Raw genomic sequence first — 20530 nt, forward strand, 5'->3', positions numbered from 1 at the left:
CCGCTGGAACAAAGCCCACAACTCATCCGGCACCAGCCGCTCAACGATCCCCACGCCCGCAGCCTACCGAACCGGCCAATTGAGATGACTTCTTAGATGTTCATGGTTTGAGGGTGACCACTGAGCCCCGACTCGCCGCTGTCCGGCCCGGTTGGCTGGCGCTGCGGGCCGGGCCCGGGCGAGTAGAACGGCGGCGGCGGCCTGCCCCGATGGGGAATCCGGCTTGAGATGACCCCGCAGTTGCCACCACCACTTGGTGTGAGCCAGGTGAAGGCGGCCAGCCCCCCGCAGCCCCTGTCCGGTATGCGTCATCATCGTGGTAGGTGGGGCCGTGAGGTCACCCCGTGGTGACCTCTGCCAGCTTGTCGGCGATGAACGCCTCGACGGCGTCAAGGGTCAGGTGGGGCTGCTCCACGTGGGGCATGTGCCCGGCGTTGATGATGGGCTGGAAGTAGGCGTTGGCGAACGAGTCCGCGTACACGCGTCCGTACTCCGCCGGTACGACGCCGTCCTGCTCACCCCACAGGACGAGGACGGGCAGGGTGACGCGGTGCAACCGGCGCCGCAACTTCGGATCGTGCATGTACGGCTCGCCTGCATAGAGTTCCAGGGCGCTCTGGTTAGCGGCCGCCGTCGCCTTTTGTGCGTCGCTCAGCGTGGCGGGGTCGGGGAGCAGGTTCGGGTTGTGGAAGGCCAGGCGGCCGACCTCGGTCGGGGGAAGCGTCCTGACGTCGGTGATTTTCGCGGGACCGTCGGTGCTAATGCCGACCGCGTTCATCACGACCAACGCGCTGAGCCGTCCGGAGACGTCGTACAGGGCCATGTCCGAGGCGATCCAGCCGCCGAGCGAGTTGCCGATGACCAGGACCTCGCGCAGTTCGAGCACGTCGAGGAGATCGAGATATGCCAGGGCGAGGTCGGTGACGCCGTCGAACCAGTGCGGCCGGGTCCGGCCATCGAAGCCGGGATGCGTGGGGGTGATCACGTAAGAGTTTTCCGACAGCGCGGCTGCCAGTCCCGCGACAGACTGCATTCCACCGCCGCCGTGCAGCAGCAGGATGGCGCTGCCGCCTGCGGCAGCGGCATCACCTCGCTCGTCCACAGTGATGCTCAGCCCATCACGCAGCTCAAACGTCCGGGACGCGCTGGCGGGAGAGGAAAAGACCGTCATGGTGTGGCATTCCTTCGACAGAATTTGGGGTTCGGGAGGGTGTCGCGTGCTGTGCTGCGCCGCCGCTCGTCCACCGGCGGCCGCCGCCCGTCGGCCGGTGGACGACGAAAGCACGCCGTGGGGTGGTTCGGTACGCTGCTTCCGCGGGAGTTGCCCCCGGGCATCTACATCGAGGAGCAGGACTGCACAGCGTGAGGTGATGGACCGCTGCAGGCCTTAAGGGGCCTGGCGGGGGACCACGGGGAGGGTGATCGAGCTGGGGAGCAGGCGGCCCGTGAAAACGCGGTTGACGGCCCCCTGGTGGTAGGAATCGTCGTAGTCACGTTCCCAGTCCGGGTTGGCCCCGACCTCAGCGGGTGAGATCTCGATGCGCAGGTGATGTCCTGCCGCGATGCGTCCGGTGGCCGCCATCATCTCGACGTCCAGCTTGACGACTTCACCGGGCCGTAGAGGCAGGGCGTCTTCGCGCCGGTGCGTGTGCCAGGGGCGCTCGGTGGTGGAACGTTCGGAATCAAGAACCCGATGCGAGGCCTTGAGGCATCCCCAGGTGAACGGGGCAACCGATTCAGGGTCGCGCGTCTGGTAGGTGACTTCTCGCTCACCGTCCATAACGCGTAGCGTGACGAAGAAGTCGGCGTCGGTCGACGTGGACGCGACCCACAAGGTGGCCCGGAAATGACCCGCCAACTCGATGTCCTCGTCGAAGGGAGCTGATTCGAACACCGCCATCGGCAGCCCGGCGGCCGCAGCCCGCACATCGGCGGAATACTCGGCGGTTCCCATGCGCTCGGGCAGCTGCGGAGTAGCGGTTCCGTGCCCGTATCCGTTACTGCTGTCGAGGTAGAGTTTGCGGTATTCCGTGCCGGGAACCGGCCAGGTGGCTGCGTCACGCCATTCGAAGCTTCCGTCGCCGGTCCGCATGATCATGCGGACCGGCGACGGCTCCCGGGCCGGCTCCTCTCCCTTGAGGAACCGGTCGAAGAACGCTTCCAGTTCGGGCCGGCAGTCCTCATACATGTATGAGCTGTAAGCGGCGTCCAGGACCAGCAGTTGTTTGTAAGGCGACGACAGCTGTGAGAACGCTTCGAAACCGGCGCGCGAGTGAATCATCAAGGTCTGGCTCACCGCGGTGAGGACGGGGATGTCAATGCCGGCGAAATCAGCCGACAGGAGCCCCTCTCCCGCGTAGAAACCGTCGTCCCACGGGTGGCCGGCCAGGCCGCCGATGAAGTCTACGGCGTCGGCATTCGGGTTCTTGGCCTTGCCCACCATGCCCTCCCACCACCAGCTGCGGTAGTTCTTGAGGAGGATGCCTCCCGGGTACGCCAGGTCGCGGTAGGCGTCCGAGTCCGATGAAAGGGGAGCGATCGCTTTGAGGGCGGGCGGCTGCAGGGCAGCGACGTTCCACTGGATGGTTGCGTTGTACGAGCCGCCGTAGAGTCCGACGTTGCCGTTGCTCCAGGACTGTTCGGCAGCCCATTGGATGGCGTCGTAGTAGTCGAGTGCTTCCTGTTTCGAGAACGGATTCAGCGTTCCCGGCGTGTCGCCTACTCCGCGGCCGTCCACTCGGACGACGACGTACCCACGCGGTACCCACGTGCTGGCGTTCGGGCTGACCGCGTTTTCCGAGTACCTGAAATATGAGGGGATGCCGTCGGTACTCTTCTCGAACCAGTCGGCTTCCTTCTCCTCACTCGCAGCGTGGTCTGCCTCGGTGAAGACCGACCCCGTCTCGAACGCCCTGCCGTAGATCCCCAGCCGCATGAGGACCGGGTGGGGACCGGCCTCCAGGGGGTGGAAGACGTCTGCCAGGAGATAGCTCCCGTCGCGGGTGGGGATCTTGACGTCCCGGAGGAGCTTGATGCCCGCAAGAGCCCGCCGCAGGTGGTTGCGTGCCTCAGCAGATCCTCGGAAACGGAGCCCGAGCTCGCTGAATACGGCGCGGACGGCGTCCGACGTCGCGAAGGACTCCGCGTCGCGCTCGAACGAAATGTCTTGGGCATGGAGGCTGACCACGTCGCGGATGGTCTTGTCGATCGTCACGCCGCTGAGTAGGTCTGCCTCCTGCCCCAGGCTCTGCACGAAGCGCGCACGATTGACCGTCCCCGGGAGCGTGGGATCCGGCTCCCCCGCCACGGCGCTGTCACGCAGACTCGCCAGCGTCAAATGCGCAGCCGCAGCCGCGGTGCCGATGACCAGGCTGCCGATGAAAAAGGTCACCGTGTCGCCGGCCTGATAGAAGAACCTCCCCGCCTCGTCGGTCACGCCCTCTTGGTTAGACGTCCGATAGCCCAGGCCCACGAACGGCCCGTCACGGAAGTCGCCGGTCAGCAACTCATCAGAAGGTGTTGACTGCGATGGACACATTATTTCTCCCCGCGCATTACTTGGCTGATCGGGTGGGACGGCGGCTGTTCAGAGACCATCGATCACGGTGCTCGCGTGGAATGGGGTGGTCGGTGCGGTGAAGAGGGGCGCCACTGCGGTGGAGAACTTGGTGAACTCCTCGGTCTTCACGAACACATCGGTGTGGTGCTCCAGCGACTGCCACAGGACAAGGAGCAGGAACACGCCTTCCAGGTCAACGGCGCGGAGCAGGTGTAGGTCCAAGCAGCCGTCGGCTTCTTGGAGGATTGGCAACTGCGATCGGAAAACGGACTCGAAATCGTCTTCACTGCCCTGCGTGACCGTGAGCTGGACAACTTCCCAGACAGTCATGTTTCTCCGCCCTGTGGTCAGTCTTCTTCGCGGGCCGCACGCGGCCCGCGAAAAGCCATGAGTTCTGCCATGTCATGGAGTTGATGTGTTCGGATGGGACTCGCTGCGAGAGCTACTTCTTCGGCGGCAGCGTCATCGGGAGGTTGTGCTTCACCTGATGGAGCGTGAGCACCCAGCCGTCCTCGGTCCTGAGCAGGCGGGAGTCATAGCGGCCGATCATGGTGACTGCCAGCCCCCCGTGCACCATGTTGAATCCGAAGGGCCAGCCGTTGTCGGGCTCCGGCCGAGCGTCGGCATTGGACTCCACCACCACGAACTGGGCGCGCATTCGCGCCGTGTTCCCGGTGATCTCCACGATGTGGTCGGTGGTCAGGTAATGCATGCCGCGCCCGGCAGGCAGGGAGCTGTTCTGCATCATGGCGCGGATACTGGCGCGGCCGATCACGTCAGCACCGTGTGCGACGTAGTCGTCTCGGCCGTACCGGCTGAATATCTGGAACTCCCCGTCCGGGGCGAACAGTTCCGCGAGGGCCTCCCCGTCACGTTCTTCGAGCGCCTGCCCGTACCGTGCGAGAAGTTCGGTGATCTCATGCCTGTCACTCATGGAAGGACCTTTCTGAGGGGTCGAGCTCGGTGGGTGTTTCCGTCGTCTGAAAGAGAGGGGAGCGCCGTGTTCTCCGCCGACCAGGTCGGACGGCATCCCGGCCGTTCACTTGAGGACGCGGATCGGCGTGCCGGCGGCAAACGCTGCGATGTCCTCGACGGCTTCTTTGTAGAAGGTTTCGTAGTTGCCTTCCGTCACGTAGCCGATGTGCGGGGTGACGACGGCGTTGTTCAGGCTTCGCAGTGCGTGGTCTGCCGGCAGGGGCTCGATGTCGAACACGTCGAGCGCTGCGCCGCCGATCCGTCGCGCCTGCAAGGCGTCGACCAGTGCGTCTTCGTCCACGATGGGGCCTCGCGAGGTGTTGACCAGCAGAGCCGTCGGCTTCATCGAGGACATTTCGGTCGCTCCGACGAGGCCGCGGGTGCGGTCGCTGAGGATCATGTGGACCGACAGCACATCGGAGCTGGTGAACAGCTCCTTCTTGGACACGGCGGTCACACCGTGTTCCGCGGCCTTTTCGGCGGTGAGGTTCTGGCTCCAGGCGATGGTCTTCATGCCGAACGCCTGGCCCACCCGGGCCACCCTGGATCCGATCCTGCCGAGTCCCAGCAGTCCGAGCGTCTTGCCCTCCAGGTCGGAGCCGACGCCCAGTTGCCACCCGCCTTCGCGTACCAGCTGCGTCTCGCCGGGAATGTTCTTGGCCGCAGCGAGGATCAGGGCCCAGGTGAGCTCAGGCGCGGCCGAGAAACGGGGGTAGTCCGTACCGCACACCACGATGCCCTGTGCACTGGCGGCCGGGATATCGATGGCGGCGTTGCCCATGCCGGTGGTGATGAGCAGCTTCAACCGGCTGAGTCGCTGCAGTACGCCGGCCGGGAACGGCGTCCGCTCCCGCATCGCCACCACCACGTCGAAATCGGCTAGCTGCGCCACAACTTTGTCCGCGCCAGAAAGGGGCCCGTGGAATACCTCCACGTGGGCCTCCAGGGAATCCCAGTCAGCATACTTCCTCGCCACGCGCTGGTAATCGTCAAGCACCGCGATGCGCATCTTATCCATTCCGTCCAATGCCTCCGTCGAATTCCAGGATCCTGAAGCAGCCAGCAGGATGGAACGTTTCCCCTGCCGACCTGTCGCCTCACGCGTGCGATCGGTTCAGGACAATCCAATGACCTGGGGTGAAGAGCCACTTGAGGCGGTTCATAGCCAGTCGAGGTCCCCCCGTGCGTCGATCCCGCACAGCGGCTCCTGTTTCGGAAGGCCGAGTGGTCTCCTCAGATGACCAGACAAAGCCCCGGACCTCCACAACTGATAGAGGTATATCAGTTGCGCTCCAGTGGGGCAAGTGATAAACCAATATCAGTTTGTGGTCGGGGCGCCCGCCGTGACGGCGAGACGGCAGCTTGATCTACGACTGCGCGTGCCACGAACATCGCAACGCCCGCACGGCGGGACATATCGGGCAAAGTTCAACGCGGAAGGATCCGGAAATGACGATCACCCCTGAGGGCATCAGGACAGAGGCCCAGGTGCGGGAGCAGGCCCGCAAGAGGGCGGCATCGCTGAGCTACTCCACTGGCTTCGGCAACGAGCACAGCAGTGAGGCGCTGGCGGGGACGCTGCCGAAGGGACGCAACAATCCTCAGCGCCCTGCACACGGCTTGTACACGGAGCTGCTTTCCGGCACGGCGTTCACCGAACTGCGGTCGATCACCCGCCGGACCTGGCTCTACCGCATCCGTCCGTCGATCGTGCACCCGCCTTTCAATCGCATCGATCACCCGACCCTGCTCACGCCGCCGTTCACGGAGGTTCCCGTGGAGCCGAGGCTGCTGTTCTGGGCACCGAGGCCAGCGCCTGCGCCGGGAACCGACTTCGTCTCGGGCCTGTGGACCGTGGGCGGCAACGGCGACCCCGCCCTGCGCAACGGCATGGCGCTCCACTACTACACGGCCGACACGTCCATGACGGACCGCGTGTTCAGCAATGCCGACGGCGAAATGATGATCATGCCCGAGCTGGGCGGTCTGCTCATCCACACCGAACTCGGTCTGCTGAGCGTGGAGCCCGGCTCGGTCGCCCTGATACCCCGTGGCATCAAGTTCCGCGTCGAGATCCTGGGTGCCGCCGGTCAGGAAGCGGCCCCGTCGTTCGTCCGCGGCTACGTGTGCGAGAACTTCGGCACGCCTTTCGCCCTCCCGGAACTCGGCCTGATCGGCGCCACGGGACTGGCGAACGCCCGCGACTTCCGTGCCCCTGTCGCCGCCTATGACGATGAGGAGCGGCCTTTCGAGGTGATCCACAAGGTCGCCGGAAATCTCTGGGGCGCCACCTACGACCACTCTCCGCTGGACGTCGTGGCATGGCACGGGAACAGCGTCCCCTTCGTCTACAACCTCTACGACTTCCAGGCCCTGGGCACGGTCAGCTACGACCACCCGGATCCTTCGCTGCTGACGGCGCTCACTTCGGTGACCAGCACGCCGGGCCTGCCCAACATCGACTTCCTCATCGTGCCTTCCATGTGGTCGGTTGCCGAGAACACCTTCCGGCCCCCGTGGTACCACCGCAACGTGAGCACCGAGTGGGTCGGTGTGATCGAGGAGGCGCCGCATCCGGGCGGCTACCGGCAGGGCATCAGCACGCTGACCAACATGATGACCGCGCACGGGATGGGAGAGCCCGTCTGGGAGGCCGCCACCCAGGCCGACCTCGTGCCGGAGAAGTCCGAGGGGATGATGGTCATGGTGGAGACGCAGTGGCCGATTGTGCTCACGCCGCAGGCAGCTCGAGCGGTCGGATCCCCCGACGGCGAGGTGCTGCGCAGCGAGGCCAACCTGCCGAACAACTTCCGGTACTGACACTGCTTCAGCACCAATGCTGCCCGCGGGCCACAATGCCACCTCCAGCGACAAACGCCCGCGGGCGCCGGCGACGACCGCCCGCCAACCGCGCCCAATGACGCCTGGCCGCACCGCCCCACCCCCACCGCTCACGACAAAGCAGAAAGAAGGCACAAGGAAATGACCCAGCGGTACGCAGGCAGGACAGCTTTCGTCACCGGAGGGGGCAACAGCACCGGGCGGGGCGTCCGCCCTCCCTCCGGCCACTGAGGGAGCCCTGGTGACGGTCGGCGGCCGCACAGCCGAGACCGTGAGCAAAGCGTCCGACCGATCGAAGCCGCGGGCGGCCCCACCTCCCAGGCAGTCGCCGACGTCACCGACCGGGCACCAGCGCGTGCACACGATGAGCACACCCACCCACCGGCACCAACCACCAGGGGCAGTCCTGCGCGCTGGATTCCACGTCCACGCATCCCCACCACGGTAGGAAACGATCCCGGAAACATATTCCGACTCAGGATCCCTCAGCTGACCAGCGTGCTGCCGCTCCATGGGCGCCACTTCGTGTCACCCAGACGCAAACTCCTTGATCCGCTTGCTTGAGAACTTCGCGCGTGAGCGAGTGAGGCGACGAACGTGACGTCGGCAGGGAAGGCAGGGGGCCGCAGGCAAGTTGGCCAATGTCCATGAGGCCGAGAAGGTCGTCCGCTCGATGCCGCAGCCCACGAAAGACTCCCCCGCCCTGCGGGGACGGGGATTGTCCCGGCGTTCCACCGCCGACACGTGGCCTGCACCGTCATAGGGCAAGCAGTCGAACCGAGGGCGAGGAGACATTCCAGTGCGATCAAGCCGGCCCGTGGACGGATCCACACCCACGGGCGCTGACGAAATCAGCGGACATCCCTCCTCACTCTTCTGACCATGGGGCCACTTCTGGCAGCCCCTGGGCATCGCCGCCGCCATCGGCTTCGCACTCACGATGATCGGAACCGTGTGCTTCCACGCCCAGGGCGGCGACTACGCCACGCCCAACACCCGGAAGAAAGCCATCGCCCCCATCATGCTCACCCTGTTCCCCGCTGCCACCGCCGTAGCCTAGGAGTTGTCTTCAAATGTCACGCCAACATCAAGAGCGATGCGAGGGTGACAGCTGCCTGGTAGGACTCGGCGGACTTGTCGTAGCGGGTCGCGATGCCGCGCCACTGCTTGAGGCGGTTGAAGCACCGTTCCATGACGTTGCGCCGCTTGTAGCGCTGCTTGTCAAAGGCCGGGGGGCGCCCCCCGCGGCTGCCACGCCGGAGCCGGTTGCGGATCTGGTCGGCCCGCTCGGGGATGGTGTGGCTGATGCCGCGGCGTCGCAGCCAGGTCCGTATCGCACGGGAGCTGTAGCCCTTGTCGCCCAGCACGTGTGTGGGCCGCGCCCGGGGACGGCCCGGCCCGATGCGCGGCACCCGGATCGCCTCCATCACGGTGGTGAACTGGGTGCAGTGGTTGGTGTTGCCGCCCGTGAGCACGAAGGCGAGCGGACACCCGAAGGCATCGCAGGCCGGGTGAATCTTGCTGGTCAGGCCACCCCGGGAGCGTCCGAGTGCGGGGCTGCGGAGCCCCCTTTTCGGGCCCCGGCGGCATGCTGGTGGGCGCGTACGACGATGGAGTCGACCGACACCAGCCAGTCGACCTCTCCCGCACCGCGTCCGCCCGGGCCTGTGCGGCCTGGAGCATCCGCTCGAAGGTGCCGTCCAGGGCCCACCGGACGAAAGCGGATGTGCAGCGTGTGCCAGGGGCCGTACCGCTCGGGCAGGTCCCGCCAAGCCGTGCCCGTCCGGAACTTCCACACGATCCCGTTGAGCACGGTTCGATCGTCCAACCGCTTCCGCCCACGCAAGGACTCGGGCAGCAGTGGACGGAGGAACTCCCACTCCTCATCAGACAGTTCATGGCGACGTATCACCCGACCATGATCCACCACTCAAGATCAATTGAAGACACGACCAAAGCCTGGCCATGTGAGCCCGTCCCAAGCAATACCGACGAGGCACCGTCAGCCCTCTGCCCCACCGGGCCTCATCCGAGGTCCGAGAAGACCCCGGAGGCGCGGCGCGTCCTGTCCTGCCCTGACCGTATCGGCCGCGCCTCCGGCCCCCGGGCCCACCGGCCGGCGTCGCCCTCGTCGAACGTGAGCCAGCAACTCAACGACCGTTTTGCACACGGTCGTCGTGGCGTACGGCGAGGCCAAGCGGACTCCGATCAAGGGCCCGTACATGAATCACGAATTCACAGGAAATGCCCTGCCGGGCAACGGGATGGCCGTCCTCGGGTGGGTTCTTCGCTGCTCATGAAGTGGAGGTCGGACGGTCGTGGATGGGCCGAACAACGGAGGTGAGGCGAGAGAGATGAGTGGAAGCGAATCGTGGAGCCGACTGTCGCAGATCGTCGGCCGCACCCAGGACGTGCAGTGGGTGTGCGAGTTCTTCGAGGATGAGTCCAGCCGGGGCCGCGGCCTGCACGTGGTCGGAGAGGCCGGCGTCGGCAAGACCACACTGCTCGACGCGGTCACCGAGGCTGTGAGGACGACCGGCACCCGGGTACTGCGCGCCGACGGCGTCGAGTTCGAGGCGGACATCCCGTTCGCCGGGCTGCATCAGATCCTGATGCCGGTGCTGGACGCCGTAGAGCACCTACCGTCCGAGTATCACCAAGCACTGCTGGTCGCACTCGGCTTCGGCACCGGCCCTGCTCCGGACCAGCTTACCCTGGTCAATGCCACCCTGTCCCTGCTTCGGCAGACAGCGGCCGAGGCTCCGCTGCTCCTGATCGTCGACGACCTGCCGTGGCTGGACCGGGCCAGCGCCGTACTCCTCGGACTCGTCGCCCGCCGTCTGTCCGGCAGCCAGATCGGCTTCCTGGCTGCCTCCCGGACCGGCGAAGAGAACATGTTCGACCGCGGCGGCCTGTACGAGATCGGCCTGGCGCCGCTCGACGACGACTCGGCGCACCTGCTGCTCGCGACCCGCTACCCGGGGCTGGCCGCCCCGGTCCGGGCACGGGTGGTCGCCGAGGCCCGCGGTAATCCGCTGGCCCTGATGGAACTGCCGGCAGAACTCACCGGACCACAGCGGAGCGCGCAGGAGGAACTGCCGGCGGTGCTGCCGCTGGGCGAACGCCTGCGTGCCCTGTTCGTCACACGCGTCACCGTCCTCACCGAGGCCGCACGCCGACTGCTGTTGCTGGCCGCGCTGGATGGCACCGGCGATCTCGGAGTCCTGCACCACGCCGCCGGGCAGGACACCGCCATCCTGACCGACCTCGCCACCGTCGAGCGTGAGCGCCTGGTCCGGATGGACACCGCCGCCCGGCGCCTGACGTTCCGTCACCCGCTGATCCGATCGGCGGTCGTGGCGGCCTCCACCCTGGCCGAGCGGCGTGCCGCGCACCTGGCGCTGGCCGAGGCACTCGCCGAGCGGCCGGAGCTCCAGGCCTGGCACCTGGCCGAGGCAGTGATCAAGCCGGATGAACGGGTGGCCCAGCTACTCCAGGACGCCGGGCACTCGGCGCTGCGGCGCGGTGACGCGGCCGGCGCGGTGACCGCGTTGACCCGGGCCGCCGATCTGAGTCCTTCGGGCGGCGACCGGAGCCGGCGGCTGGCCGAGGCGGCCTACCTCGGCGCGGAGGCGACCGGGGACATCGCGGGCGCGTCGGAACTGCTGCGGCGGGCGCAGCAGGCCGATCCCGCCGGAGGCGCCGCCTTGTACGCGGCAGCCGCCGCGGTGTACGTCCTGATCAACACCGAAGCGGACCTCGGCACCGCGCACCAGCTACTGGTCGGCGCGATCGAAGCGGCCGGACCGGTTTACCACGTCAGTGACCGAGCTCTTGTCGAGGCACTGCACACCTTGCAGTTGGTCTGTTGGTGGAGCGGTCGCGAGGAGCTGTGGGCGCCGTTCGTCGAGACGGTGGGCCGGCTGAAACCGGCCCCGCCGCCGGTGCTGGCACTGGCCGCACGGACGTTCCCCGACCCGGCGCGCACTGGTGTCACAGCCCTGCCCCGCCTCGACGAGGTCCGTGAGGTGCTGCGTCGGACACCTGATCCGACGGTGCTGGTCCGCGGCGCGATCGCGACGGCCTATCTCGACCGGGTCGGTGAACTGCGCGGAAAACTATGGGAGTTGGTCCGCCTGGGCCGTGACGGCAGCGGACAGGTCCGCCGGCATCTCGGGGCTCTGATGCACCTGTGCATGGAAGACTTCCTGACCGGCGACTGGGAGGAAGCACAGCAACTGACCGACGAGGGAGCGGCGTTGTGCGACGCCGGGTATCCCTTCTTCGCTTGGTACTTCCAGTACAACCAGGTGCTGCTGCACGGGGCACGTGGGGAAACGGAGGCGGGGGACGCCCTGGCCGAACGGATGGTGCGCTGGGGGACGCGCCGCGGCGTCGGCACCGCTGCGGCCTTCGCCCACCAGGCACGGACCCTGGTCTGCCTCGGCGGCGGCGACTACGAGGCCGCCTACCGCCACGCGACCGCCCTCACCCCGGCCGGGAGTATGGCCCCGTACGTGGCGCACGCGCTGTGGGGCGCCTACGACCTGGTTGAGGCGGCCGTGCGCACCGGCCGCGACACGGAGGCCGCCGCGCACGTCCAGGCCCTGCGCGAGCTGGGGATCGCCCGGCTGTCCGAACGGTTCGCGATGCTCGTCTCGGGCGCAGCCGGCCTGTGCGCTCCGGACGAGGAGGCGGTCGCGCACTTCGAGCACGCGCTGTCGGTGCGGGGCGCGGACCGCTGGGTCTTCGAGGCGGCGCGGATCCGTCTGGCCCTCGGTGAGCGGCTGCGGCGTACCGGCGCCAAGGGCCCGGCCCGCGAGTCGCTGACGGCTGCCTTGGACGCGTTCTCCCGGCTGGGGGCCGCACCGTGGGCGGAGCGGGCCCGTAAGGAGCTGCGCGCGACCGGTCAGGCGACCCGGCCCCAGACCACGCCGTCCCTGCTGACGCCCCAGGAGCTGGAGATCGCGCACCTGGCGGCGTCCGGCCTGAGCAACAAGCAGATCGGGGAGCGGCTCTATCTCTCACACCGGACCGTCGGCGCTCACCTGTACAAGATGTATCCGAAACTCGGGATCACCACGAGGGCTGCCATGCGCGACGCGCTGACCGCTCTGGGCGGCGCGGCGTGAGCCGGTGCGTCGGGTACGTGCGGTGTGTGTGCCTCAGGTCCTGCCGAGCTCACCGGCGTCGCCGAAGTCCTTTGTCCGAGGCCAGCCTTGACGTGAGGAGCACGACGATCCGGCTTGTGTGGCGGACGGCATCGCTGACGCGCGAGCTGAAGAAGGCGCCACACGCTCCCCGGTGATACGGGCCGAGCACGACGAGATCCACACCGGTCTCCTCGGCGGCCTGCGGCGTGGTACGGAAGACCCTTCGTCGCCCGAAGGGCGGCCCCGCAGCGTCCGGTGCGTGCTCTCGGCGCGCCGGACGGAATGCCTCGTACTGGGGCGTATTCGGCCTTTCGTCCGGCGCGGCGAGAGTGCGTGCCGGGCGTCGCGGGGCAGATGGGACTTCCGAAACCCGCCCTAGCGGGTGCGCACTGCTGAGTGGCGAGCCGGGCTCGGGTCGACGGCGACGACAATGCTCTGGAACATGGGGTCCTTCCCCCTCCTGAGCAGCGCGGGACGCGTCACGCGTGCGGGAACGAACTGGGCCGACCCAGGTCCCGCGGGGTGTTCGAGTCGCTGGACGGCTGCGTGTCGGCGTGCAGTCGACTGTGCGGAAAGGCCGCGAGGTCGGCATCGGCCGGCCCGGTGCTCGATGCCGGGGACGTGCAGCACGGTGTCCTGGTGCCTTGCCGCGGGGACGGTACGGGCCCGGAGGGTCCCGGTCCTGACATCCATCCCCACGGCGTCGACAGGCCGTCGAGTCCGCCGTCATGGCATCAACGCCAAGCCCGGCAGGGCGGGTGATCGCCCTGCCGTCACACCAGCCCCTTGAACTCCACGAACTTCGGCTCGCGCTTCAGTGCCGCCCACTCCTCCTTGTAGGGCACGAACAGTTCGCGGGCGGCGTCGGAAAGGGGCGACTTCCAGTCCCGGAAAAACTCGGCCATCATGGCCGTCGTCGTCATCGGCACAGCGCCCGCCTGGACAAGCCTGAGCATCGCGGTGTCGTGAATCTCCTTGGTCGCGTCGCCCACCGCGTCAGCGACCACCGCGACCTCGTAGCCATCGGCCATCGCGTGGACCGCCGGGTAGGCCAGGCACACCGACGTGACGAGGCCCCCCATCACCAGCTTCTTGCGGCCGGTCGCCTTGACCGCCTCCACGAAGGCGGCATCCTCCCAGGCATTCATCTGGGATCGGTCGATCTCCTCGACATCCGGCAGCTCCGCCCGGAGCGTCGAGATGGTGGGCGTGTTGACGCCCATCTCGACGCCGACCGTGCTGAGTACCACCGGGATACCGATGGCCTTTGCAAACTTCGCCAGGTACCGGGCGTTGAGCTCGATGACCCTTCGGTCCTGCTCGAAGATCAAATCGAGCACGCCGTCCTGATAGTCGATCAGCACCAGCGCGCACTCCGACGCATCCCACATGGGCGTGTTCTTCTCAGCCATCACTTTTCCTTTCACGTGGCCTGCTCTCGACAACGAGTCTCGGTGAGGCAGCATGTGCGCCACATCCGTCGCGCGACTGCCGTTCGCCACACGAGTCCGGCACAGTCATTCGACGGCGGTGACGAGCGAAGTGGTCGCCCGACTGCTGACCGCGGGCCTGCAGGGTGCGCCACGCTGGCGTGCGTCGTGGGGGGTGCCGAGTACGGCAGCGATCTGGAAAGCCAGGTCACGGTTGGGAGTGGCGCCACTGCGGCAGGTGTTCGAGCGGGTGTGCCGGCCGGTTGCCGCACCGGGCACGCATGGCGCCTTCTACCGTCGCTGGCGCCTGACCGCGATCGACGGAACCTTGTTCGACCTGCCCGACACGAAGGCGAACGTGAAGGCGTTCGGCCGTCCGACGCGCTCCGGGCGGGGTGAACAGAATGTCGGCTACCCGCAGATCCGCATGGTCGGCCTGGTGGAGTGCGGCACCCACGCCGTATTCGACGCTGCGATCGGCGCTCTGCGCACCGGCGAGCAGACTCTGGCTCGGACGGTCCCGTCCCTGCGGACGGGGATGCTGCTGGCCGACCGTGGCTTCTACAGTGTGGACTCGTGGTGCAAAGCCGCGGTGACCGGGGCTGACCTGCTGAGGAGAGTCCGTAAAGATCTGGTACCGCCTGCGGTCGAGCAACTCCTGGACGGCTCCTACCTCACGGAGATCTTCGACCGCAGCGACATCCAACACACCCGTCGCGGGGTTCCGGTTCGCGCGGTGGAGTACTCCATCACCGGCCGCGAGGGCGTCTACCGGCTCAGCACCACGATCTCGACCCGGACAAGGCCCCCCAGCCGCGGAACTGGCCGAACTCTACGCCCAGCGTGGGGAGTTCGAATCCACCCTCGGTGAGTTCAAGAGCCACCTCGGCGGTTCCCACCTGGTGCTGCGCTCCCAGCACCCCGACGGCGCCCAGTAGGAACTCTACGGCTTCCTGCTCGTCCACCACGCCATCCGGCACCTGATGCACGGGCCGCACTGCAAGCCGATCACGATCCCGACCAGATCGCCTTCACCCGCTCACTGCGCGTCGTGCGCCGCCAGGTCACCGACCAGGCGGCGTTTTCCCCCAGCAGACTCGCCCGCGCGGTAAAGCAACCCACGCTGAGCTCCTCGAACGTCTCCTGCCACCGCGACGCCGCCGTGCCACCCTCGCGTCATCAAACGCAAAGTCGCCGGCTGGCCCCTCAGACGCGCAGCCCAGCACGTTGCAGACCACCCACGCGCCTCGGTCATCACCATCGTCAATGCCACCAAACCCAAACGAATTAAGCGGACAAAAGCCCCTAAGTCGCTGGTATTGGGGCTAATGAGTGCGGAGCACTGCGAAAAGGTCAAAGGGCATGTTGATCCTTGGAGATCGTGCGGTGGCCGCGGGCCATTGCGCAGACCTGACTTCTGACAGGCGATGCTCGATCAGGCCACGGCCTGGATCGGGGTCGCACGAGGCGGTCGTCCTGGACTGATCCCTCGCTGCGTTTCCTTCACCGAACGACGTTGTCCTCATCACGGTGCCTCAAGCGGCGCCCCGGCGCATTCCTCCCTGCCCCATTCCCAGTCAGGGGAGCGGCGGCGTCGAGGCCGCCGCGTCGGTATGGCACTCTGCTAATCTGTCAGTCATGTCTGGGCTAAGTGATTCGCCAAGCATCTATGGCGTAAAGCGGCCGACGCTGCGCCGTGACGCGTCCCGGAATGCCCGGCGCATCCTTGATGCGGGTCGCGAGGCACTCAGGGAGAATCCGCACGCTTCTGCAGAAGATATCGCCAAAGCGGCAGGGCTCGGAATCGCCACTCTTTATCGCCGATTCCCGACTCGGGATGACCTCGTGCGAGGCGTTATCTGGGATATTTTCGCGACGGATGTCGCTCCGGCTCTGGCAAGGGCGGAGGGCGAAAGGGACCCGCGCACAGGTCTACGCATTGCGTTTCAGGCGGTCATGAGGACGTCTGCTCATGAGCGCATTGATTTTCCAGTAGGGATGACACTGGAAATAGCACAGTCGTTTCTCGGCCCCACAAGCCGATTGATCCAGCGCGGCCAGGAGCAGGGTCTCCTGCGACCCGACCTTGATCCGGAGAAGGATACGTTGCGTCTCCTTCTCATGCTCCTGAGCGTACTGCCCACGTTCAGCCACCAAAGCGGAGGATGGAACCGCTACCTAGAACTCGTCATGGAAGCGCTGACCCTCACCCCCATGGAGCCCCTTCCACCGGCTGAACCCATTATCGATCCGTTTAAGCATGCATGAGGAGTTGCGTAAGCCAGGGTGTGGCCCAGCTTTGCGGTGGTCTTCTCCCGGGGACGGCGGTGTGCTGGCATTCGGCGGCCTCGACCACAGCCTCGGCCAGGGATCCCGCGTTGCGGACCTTGCGCTGACCAGCCACTTTGCGAACGTGTGACTCCCGGTCCGGCGAGCCTGGCCCGCAGACCTGAACACCGCCCTGCGGCCGTTCATCTGCACGAAGACCGCCGCCGAGATCCTCGACAAAGTCGCCAAGTTCTGCCGCCCGATCTCCGGCTCACGTTACCAGCGGCGGGGACAGGGGGCCTGTACGCCAGGGTTGACCTGCTTCGGGTTGGCGAGGCGGTTCCGCTGAGGGCCCACTCACGGCTCGCCGTCACCCGTGAGCGCTACCGCCGATTGGAGCATGCGGAGGGGTGGCGCGTGCAAAGGCTTTGATGGCGGACGCGGTCCTCTCATCGGCCGGGATCCACATCTGGAGCCATTGACCCGCCTCCCCGACGAGAAGCACCTCGGTAGTGATGCCCAGGATTCCAGCATCGGGGTGAGAGAAACTTGTGCCGGAAGGCCGCGTGCATACAGCAACCGGGTGGGCAGCCCATCGCGACGTAAACTCGGAGACCACGTTCAAGTCGTCGACTAGGGCGCGGAACTCATCAGCGCTACCCCAGTCCGGTTGGGCAGCCCGCAGCCAGCCGACCAGCTCGTCCGCCTTGGCGGCCCAGTCGCTCTGGGTGAATATCCCGCGCGCCATAGGGTTCTGGAAGTGGTAGCGAATCAAATTGGGCGACTCCTCATCCAGCAATCCCAGCGGCCTGACCACGGCTTCCCATGCGCTGTTCCATGCCACAACGTTGCAGGTCGGCCCGAACACGCTCGCCGGCGTGGGATCGAGGTTGTCCAGCAGCGTACGCACCGTGGGCCGTGTGTCATCGCTGACCTGACGGGGAGGCGGCAAGAGCGCAGCGCTGTGACGTTTCATGGCCAACGTCGCAAGGTGCTGCTTCTCGCTGTCGGAGAGCTGCAGCGCCTCGGCAAGCGCGGCGAGCACCGCATGTGAGGGATTGGTATCCCGGCCCCGTTCCAGCCGTTCCAGGTACTCGACACTCAGACCGGCGAGCGCTGCGAGCTCCTCCCGCCGCAACCCAGGGGTCCGCCGCCGGCCAAAGGAGGGCAAACCCACTTGCTCGGGTCTCAGTTGCTCCCGGCGCGAGCGCAGGAACAGCATCTCGCCCACCCTGATCGCCTCTGCAAACTCAGTCATCGGCGAGCGCACTCTCCCACACCGAAGATTCCGAACCGCATGTCCACCTCACTCTTTCCAACGGGGCGTCAAATTACTGCAGGGATGCCCCCGGTCAGGGTTTCCGGCGACACCCAACGCAGCGACAACCAATGCAAAAATCGAGCTGCCCACACGTCGCACCCCGGTCAGAGCGGACACCCGTGACCGCAGCCGCCAGATGGACGTTTCACCCTCGGCGTCCCGGTCCACGTGACGACCTCTCGGTCCCGTCTCGTCCCGGGACGGTCGGCGAGCCGGCCTGCCGATCCAGCAGTCGAGGCCGATCTTCGCCAACCCACCTGGGCCGGCTCTTGCCACTCGCCTCGCATGCGATGCGTCAACTTTGACAGGCACACTTTAGTTTTGCAAATCAGACGTCGCGGATGCGGCGATCTTGCGATCAGAGGCAGTTCCCTGGGATACCGACCATGCCGACATACCGAACCATTCAGCCATCCTTCAAGAATCAACCAAAACTATTAAGTGAAATTTTCGCTTTGCTCGCCGCACCGTAAGAGGTGTGAACGTATGCAACCGCTTCCGCGGCTCCTGCGCCCCGCCCCTGCCCTAACGCACCGAGGCCCGCCGCGGCCTTCGAATGGACCTGTGGACCCGTGGATCTGCGGACACCCCTTGCGTCACCGCGCCGACCGCCGTATCCACGCTGGCCACCAACTCGTAGAGCCACCACTCGGGAGAGAGAACTATGTCCAGCAACACTCTCGACTTCACCGGTCAGAAGGTCATCGTCATCGGCTGTACCAGCGGTATCGGCTGGCCTCCGCGCGCCGTGTCCTCGAGGGTGGCGGCAGCGCCGTCGTCACCGGCCGGAGCGAGATCAGCGCCGCCAAGGCCGTGTCCGAGCTGGCCGGATTCGGCACCGCCGTCGGCCTGGCCGCCGACCCGTTCGACCGCGCCGCCGTGGACCGCCTGCGCAACACCCTGACCGAGGAGCACGCCGACGCGACCCTCCTCGTCGACGCTGCCGGCGTCTTCGATCCGAAGTCCTTCCTGGAGCACACCCAGGAGGCTTCTCAGCCAGTCGATCCCGCAGTAGATCAAGTTGCTCCTCCCCTTCGGCGCTGGCATCTGCGCTGGTCACGAGCGCATGCGGGCCACGCGGCTCCCTAATTCCAGGACTCTTCGGTCCGACATCTCACAGCCGTTCGCGGCACCAGCGCGTCCCACGGGCCTCGGTCTTGTCCAGAGCTCAAGGCTCGGGATTGGTAAGAGGTCACCGTGTAACGGGCTCGCACCACCAACTCCAACGAGTGAATACGCCGCGGGTGGTGGCGGCCGTAAAGACGACGAACGTCACCGCTCTACCTAGCCTCGCGCTTTTACGAGGTGGGCTGTCCAAGAGTTGATCAGAAACACGGAAAGTGCCCTTGACCTGCAACGATAGGACTTGCTGAGGGTCCTGTTGGCTGCAAGGAAAAGAGCACTTTCCAGGTGAGAGAGCCTATCTCGTCGTACCCACGTGTCCGTGTCCAGGGAGACGGTCGGCAGGTGGTCTCGCAGGCCGGTGCGGTCCTGCTGCTGGAGACGGTCCGCAAGACGAGCCTTGACCAGGCGATTTCCGCAGCTCTGACGCCTTGGCGCAAACCGCGGGCCGTCCACGATCCCGGCAAGATCCTTCTGGACGTCGCCATGGCGGTCGCACTGGGCGGGGACTGCCTCGCGGACGTCGCCATGCTGCGGTGTGAGCCGGCCGTCTTCGGCGCGGTCGCCTCCGCCCCGACCGTCTCCCGCCTGATCGACGCCCTCGCCGCATCCGGCGAGAAAGCCCTGCAGGCCATCCGGTCCGCACGCTCCGAAGTCCGTCATCGTGCCTGGTCGTTGGTCGGCGAGAACGCTCCGGACACCGGCGGTCAGGTCACCGTCGACCTCGACGGCGTCCTCGTGCTCGCCCACTCCGACAAGCAGGACGCGGCCGCGACCTGGAAGAGGACCTACGGCCATCACCCGCTGACGGCCTTCGTCGACCACGGACCAGGCGGAACCGGAGAGCCCGTCGCCACCCTCCTCAGACCAGGAAACGCGGGCTCCAACACCGCCGCCGACCACATCACCACCACCCAACTCGCCCTGGCCCAACTGCCCAAGCGCTACCGGCGAGGACGGCAGACACTGATCCGCACGGACTCCGCCGGCGGCACCCACGACTTCGTGTCCTGGCTCGCGAAGCGGGGCCGATGGCTGTCCTACTCGGTCGGCATGACGGTCACCGAAGCGATCCACGAACATGTGCTGAAGGTCCCCGCCTCGGCTGGACCCCGGCCGTCGAGGCCGACGGGGAGGCCCGGGACGGGGCCTGGGCCGCCGAGCTCGCCGGCACGCTCCTTAGCGGCTGGCCCAAGGGCATGCGGCTCATCGTCCGCAAGGAACGGCCCCATCCCGGCGCCCAGTTGAGGATCACGGACGCGGACGGCATGCGGATCACGTGCTTCGCGACCAACACCACCGGCCGGCCGATCGCCGAGCTCGAGCTGCGTCACCGGCTCCGGGCACGGGCCGAGGACCGGATCCGGGCCGCCCGGGCCACCGGCCTGCGCAACCTGCCCCTGCACGACACCGCCCAGAACCGGGTCTGGATGGAGATCGTCCAGATCGCGCTCGACCTGCTGGCCTGGATGCCCATGCTCGCCCTGACCGGCCGGGCGAGGCTCTGGGAACCGCGTCGCTTGCGGTTCCGCCTGTTCTCCGCAGCCGGCCAGCTCGTCACCACCGGTCGGCGCAGGATTCTCCGCCTCGCCCGGCACTGGCCCTGGACCGGCGAGATCACCGCTGCCCTTGAACGGCTCGCGCTCCTGCCCAACCCCGGCTGACCAGCAACCCACCGTCCCTGCGACAGCATCACCCGCCCCGGGCAGTGGAACCCGGCGCCCACCCGACGCGACAGCCGGGCCACCGGCCTGCCCGGCATCAACACCGGACGGCAAAAGGGTCCACCGACTCCGTCGGCGGCCCATCACGAAAGATCGAGGTTAGAGAGCATCTGATCAATGTTCAGGCCGTTGTAGCG

Annotated in this window: 12 protein-coding genes and 2 pseudogenes; 5 read left to right on the plus strand and 9 right to left on the minus strand. The window is 66.8% G+C overall.

Annotated features, from left to right (window positions below; genetic code table 11):
* Positions 1 to 337: 337 nt before the first annotated feature.
* From ACIHCM_RS33050 to ACIHCM_RS33070, 5 genes are all read right to left on the minus strand, one after another.
* Positions 338 to 1285, minus strand: coding sequence for an alpha/beta fold hydrolase (locus ACIHCM_RS33050; RefSeq protein ID WP_399904207.1), 948 nt, complete (start codon positions 1283 to 1285; stop codon positions 338 to 340).
* Positions 1286 to 1387: 102 nt separating this feature from the next.
* On the minus strand, positions 1388 to 3436 hold the full coding sequence (locus tag ACIHCM_RS33055; RefSeq protein WP_399904211.1) for a CocE/NonD family hydrolase: 2049 nt from the start codon (positions 3434 to 3436) through the stop codon (positions 1388 to 1390).
* A 150-nt stretch (positions 3437 to 3586) separates the two neighbouring features.
* Positions 3587 to 3889, minus strand: a complete 303-nt coding sequence (locus ACIHCM_RS33060; protein ID WP_399904214.1) for an antibiotic biosynthesis monooxygenase family protein — start codon at positions 3887 to 3889, stop codon at positions 3587 to 3589.
* Positions 3890 to 4001: 112 nt separating this feature from the next.
* Positions 4002 to 4493, minus strand: a complete 492-nt coding sequence (locus tag ACIHCM_RS33065) for a nuclear transport factor 2 family protein (RefSeq protein WP_399904216.1) — start codon at positions 4491 to 4493, stop codon at positions 4002 to 4004.
* 105 nt (positions 4494 to 4598) lie between these two features.
* On the minus strand, positions 4599 to 5543 hold the full coding sequence (locus ACIHCM_RS33070; RefSeq protein ID WP_399904219.1) for a D-2-hydroxyacid dehydrogenase family protein: 945 nt from the start codon (positions 5541 to 5543) through the stop codon (positions 4599 to 4601).
* A gap of 440 nt (positions 5544 to 5983) precedes the next feature.
* Between ACIHCM_RS33070 and ACIHCM_RS33075 the strand changes: the two genes are divergently transcribed.
* A complete protein-coding gene (locus ACIHCM_RS33075; RefSeq protein ID WP_399904222.1) occupies positions 5984 to 7354 on the plus strand; it encodes a homogentisate 1,2-dioxygenase in 1371 nt (456 codons plus the stop codon).
* Positions 7355 to 8451: 1097 nt separating this feature from the next.
* Here ACIHCM_RS33075 and ACIHCM_RS33080 read toward each other — a convergent pair.
* A pseudogene (locus ACIHCM_RS33080) lies at positions 8452 to 9284 on the minus strand (IS5 family transposase).
* Positions 9285 to 9729: 445 nt separating this feature from the next.
* On the opposite strand from ACIHCM_RS33080, the gene ACIHCM_RS33085 reads away from it, so the two are divergent.
* Positions 9730 to 12507 carry an AAA family ATPase gene (locus tag ACIHCM_RS33085; RefSeq protein WP_399904225.1) on the plus strand — a complete coding sequence of 926 codons (2778 nt, stop codon included), beginning with the start codon at positions 9730 to 9732 and terminating at the stop codon, positions 12505 to 12507.
* Positions 12508 to 13301: 794 nt separating this feature from the next.
* Here the strand turns inward: ACIHCM_RS33085 and ACIHCM_RS33090 are convergent.
* Complete coding sequence (locus ACIHCM_RS33090) at positions 13302 to 13940, minus strand: isochorismatase family protein (RefSeq protein WP_399904228.1); 639 nt, start codon at positions 13938 to 13940, stop codon at positions 13302 to 13304.
* 118 nt (positions 13941 to 14058) lie between these two features.
* Here ACIHCM_RS33090 and ACIHCM_RS33095 point away from each other — a divergent pair, with 118 nt between their 5' ends.
* The gene (locus ACIHCM_RS33095) at positions 14059 to 14829 is read left to right on the plus strand and encodes a transposase domain-containing protein (protein ID WP_399904231.1); all 771 of its coding nucleotides are present in this window, start codon (positions 14059 to 14061) and stop codon (positions 14827 to 14829) included.
* 767 nt (positions 14830 to 15596) lie between these two features.
* On the plus strand, positions 15597 to 16226 hold the full coding sequence (locus ACIHCM_RS33100) for a TetR/AcrR family transcriptional regulator (protein WP_399904234.1): 630 nt from the start codon (positions 15597 to 15599) through the stop codon (positions 16224 to 16226).
* A 370-nt stretch (positions 16227 to 16596) separates the two neighbouring features.
* Here ACIHCM_RS33100 and ACIHCM_RS33105 read toward each other — a convergent pair whose 3' ends face one another.
* Positions 16597 to 17484, minus strand: coding sequence for a helix-turn-helix domain-containing protein (locus ACIHCM_RS33105; RefSeq protein WP_399904237.1), 888 nt, complete (start codon positions 17482 to 17484; stop codon positions 16597 to 16599).
* Between the two features lie 756 nt (positions 17485 to 18240).
* Complete coding sequence (locus tag ACIHCM_RS33110; RefSeq protein ID WP_399904240.1) at positions 18241 to 18567, minus strand: hypothetical protein; 327 nt, start codon at positions 18565 to 18567, stop codon at positions 18241 to 18243.
* Positions 18568 to 18957: 390 nt separating this feature from the next.
* On the opposite strand from ACIHCM_RS33110, the pseudogene ACIHCM_RS33115 reads away from it, so the two are divergent.
* Positions 18958 to 20333 (plus strand): annotated as a pseudogene (locus ACIHCM_RS33115) (IS1380 family transposase).
* Positions 20334 to 20530: the final 197 nt, after the last annotated feature.

The sequence above is a fragment of the Streptomyces sp. NPDC052023 genome, from assembly GCF_044548465.1.
Taxonomy (GTDB): Bacteria; Actinomycetota; Actinomycetes; order Streptomycetales; family Streptomycetaceae; genus Streptomyces.